Consider the following 3,457-nt stretch of genomic DNA (forward strand, 5'->3'; position numbering starts at 1 on the left):
CCGCTCGCCCACCGCGGGGCCCGCGGCCAGGGGCTGGCCCGCGCCGAGCAGGGGGCCCGCGTCGACCGGCAGCGCCTCGCCGAGCTCGTAGCGGCCGCCCGCGAGATAGCGCAGCGTGAGCGCGAGGCCCGCGGTCAGGCCGCCGGCGAAGCCGCCGCCGGGCGCGTTGTGGCCGGCGAAGAAGAAGTAGACCGACAGCACCATCATGGTCGGGAAGACCAGGCGAGTGGTGACCTGAAGGACCATCGAGCGCTCGCGACGGTCGACCAGCCTGCCCGCGGGCAGCCAGCTCACCGCGTCGGGGTCGTAGTTCGGCGAGTCGGCGGCCCTGGGCGCGCCACCGAAGCGCCTGGTGCGGAAGATCAGCGAGGCCACGCCGGTCGCGGCGACGATGAGCACCGTGATCTCGCCGAGGGTGTCCCAGGCCCTCGTGTCGACCAGCAGCACGTTGACCGCGTTCTTGCCGCCACCGAAGGCGTAGGCCGCCTCCGGGATCAGCTTCCAGATCGGCTCGGCCGAACGGGCCGCCATCGCGAACGCGGCCAGCGCCGCGACCGCCGCGCCGACCAGCACCGACAGCACCGCGCGGCGCTTCTTGAAGGCGGCCACCCGGGTGGCCTCGATCTCGGCCGGGAAGCCGCGCAGCACCAGCACGAAGATGACCAGGGTGATGGTCTCCACCAGGAACTGGGTCAGCGCCAGGTCGGGCGCGCCGTGCAGGGCGAAGATGACACCGCAGCCGTAGCCGGTGGCGCCGACCACGATGACCGTGGCCAGGCGGTTGCGCAGCACGGTGGCCGCCAGCGCCATCGCCACCATGATGAAACCGATGACCACCTGCAGCGGGTTGTCCCACAGCCGCAGTTCCAGGCCCGCGCGGGTGCCGACGGCCAGCAGGATCGTCGGCAGCAGCGCCAGCGTGCAGAGGATGGTGGCCTGGCTCAGCGGCAGCGAACCGCGCTGCACGGCGCCGGTCATGCGCAGCGACAGCGTGGTCATGCCGCGCAGCGTGGCGTCGTAGGCGCGGTCGGCGTTGCCCAGCATGTGGTGTTTGGGGTCGATGATGCGCCCGCGGACCAGGAACAGCGCGATGCCGCCAGCCACGATGACCACCGTCAGCAGCAGCGGCAGGGTGAAGCCGTGCCACAACGCCAGGTGCTCGTGCAGTTCGCCGGGCAGGGTGCGCGCGTAGGGGGACAGCCACTCGTCCATCCACGGCGCGGCGAGGCCCGCCCCCAGACTGGCCACCGCGAGCAGGGCGGGCGGAAAGACCATCAGCGGGCCCGGGTGGTGCCAGTCCACCTCGGGCACGTCGGGCTTGTCGGAGAACGCGCCCCAGATGAAGCGGGCGCTGTAGCCGAAGGTCAGCGCCGAGCCGACCACCAGCACCACCGCCAGCGCGACGCGGGCCGGATCGGTGAGATTGCCCGCGTCGAGTTCGGCGGCCAGCGCCGCCTCCTTGCCGACGAAACCGAACAGCGGTGGCAGCCCCGCCATGCTCAGCGCGGCCAGGGACGCGAAGCCGAGCAGCCAGGGCTCGCGCCTGCCGAGGCCGGTCAGCTGCCGCAGGTCACGGGTGCCCGCGCTGTGGTCGATGATGCCGACCACCATGAACAGCGAGGCCTTGAACAGCGCGTGCGCGACGATCATCGCCACGCCGGCCAGCGCGGCCCCCGGGGTGCCGATGCCGACCAGCAGCACCATGAAGCCCAGTTGGGAGACGGTGCCGAAGGCCAGCACCAGCTTGAGGTCGGTGACCTGCAGGGAACGCCAGCCCGCCAGCAGCATGGTGACCGCGCCGAGGGACAACACGATCGGATGCCACAGCGGGGCTTCGGCGAAGCCGGGGGCGAGGCGGGCGATCAGGTAGACACCCGCCTTGACCATCGCGGCCGCGTGCAGGTAGGCGCTGACCGGGGTGGGCGCGGCCATCGCGCCGGGCAACCAGAAGTGCAGCGGCACGATGGCGGATTTGCTCAGCGCGCCGACGAGCACCAGCACGATCCCCACGGTGACCGCGGTCCCGTCGAGGGTGCCTGCCTTGGCCAGCAGTTCGGACAGCCGATAGGTCCCCGCGGTCTGGCCGAGGATGATCATGCCCGCCAGCATGGCCAGGCCGCCGGAGCCGGTGACCAGCAGCGCCTGCAGGGCCGCGCGCCTGCTCGGCCGTGCGGTGTTGTGGCCGACCAGCAGGAACGACAGGACCGTGGTGATCTCCCAGAAGACGAACAGCAGCAGCATGTTGTCACTGGTGACCAGGCCGAACATGGCGCCCGCGAAGGCGACGAGATAGGCGGCGAACTGGCCGAGGCCCGGTTCGTCGTCCTCGAAGTACCGCGTGCAGTACAGCAGCACGAGCGCGCCGATCCCCAGGACGAGGACGGCCATGACCGCGGCCAGCGAATCGAATCGCAGGTCGAAGTTCATGGAGATGCTGGGCGCCCACTCGATGCGCACATCGCGGGTCGTGCCCCAGTTCGCGAACACCCAGCCGAGTGAGACGAAAGGTACGAGAGCGAGTACAGCGAAGAACCGGCGACCCCACATCCGCACGCAAACGGGCGCGACGAGCGCGGCACAGGCGTGTGCGAGCAGAATTATGAGCAAAACTGCACTCCGTCGGGTAGTAGCGGCGGGGTGTTTGTCAGCTCATCCTATGCGGCGTTTCCCGCCGGAACTCGGGCGGGTCCGAGTTTTCAGGTGTATTCGCTGGTGAAGAGGGGTAACCAAGACGGCCCTCCGTGCCGGCAGCGCCCCGAACACTGGCACGCTCGTGCCGAACTGTAGCCGCCCGGGACGACCGGGCAACTTCCGGGCACGTGCTCAGCCGCGCGAGTCGGCGTAGCGGCGCAGCGACTCGACCTGCGCCGCGTCCAGCGAGGGACGCACCGTGGCGCGCGCGGCGGTCACGTCGGCGGCGGTCACGTCGGCGGCATCCACATCCCGGCGCATGGCCGTCAGCGCGGCCTCCCGCAACAACGCGGCACAGTCGGCGGCGGAGTAGCCGTCGAGGTCCTCGGCCAGCTCGGCCAGGTCCACATCGTGGGCCAGCGGCACCGAGCGGCCCGCGGTGCGCAGGATCGCCAGCCTGGCCTCGGCGTCCGGCGGCGGGACGAACACCAGCTTCTCCAGCCTGCCTGGGCGCAGCAGCGCGGGGTCGATCAGCTCGGGACGGTTGGTGGCGCCGAGCACCACCACGTCGCGCAGCGGCTCCACGCCGTCGAGTTCGGTGAGCAGGGCGGCCACCACCCGGTCGCCGACGCCGGAGTCCCCGCTCTGGCCGCGGCGCGGGGCGAGCGCGTCGACCTCGTCGAGGAAGATCAGCGAGGGGGCGGAGTCGCGGGCACGCTGGAAAAGCTAACGCACAGCGCGCACGGAGGGGCCGACCCAATTTAGCATCAACAAGTCGCCCATTACCCCCTGCACCCAGAGATGGCCCGATCCAGCGATGGCTACG

At 71.1% G+C, this 3,457-nt stretch carries 1 protein-coding gene and 1 pseudogene; both read right to left on the bottom strand.

The window, feature by feature from the left end; translation table 11 throughout:
- A partial coding sequence (locus tag QH283_RS24910; RefSeq protein WP_280505368.1) for a Na+/H+ antiporter subunit A occupies positions 1-2,607 on the bottom strand: 2,607 nt, incomplete at its 3' end.
- Positions 2,608-2,823: 216 nt separating this feature from the next.
- Positions 2,824-3,457, bottom strand: a pseudogene (locus tag QH283_RS24915) (AAA family ATPase); the annotation flags it as partial.

This window comes from Nocardia farcinica (assembly GCF_029867845.1).
In the GTDB taxonomy this organism is placed as follows: Bacteria; Actinomycetota; Actinomycetes; order Mycobacteriales; family Mycobacteriaceae; genus Nocardia; species Nocardia farcinica_A.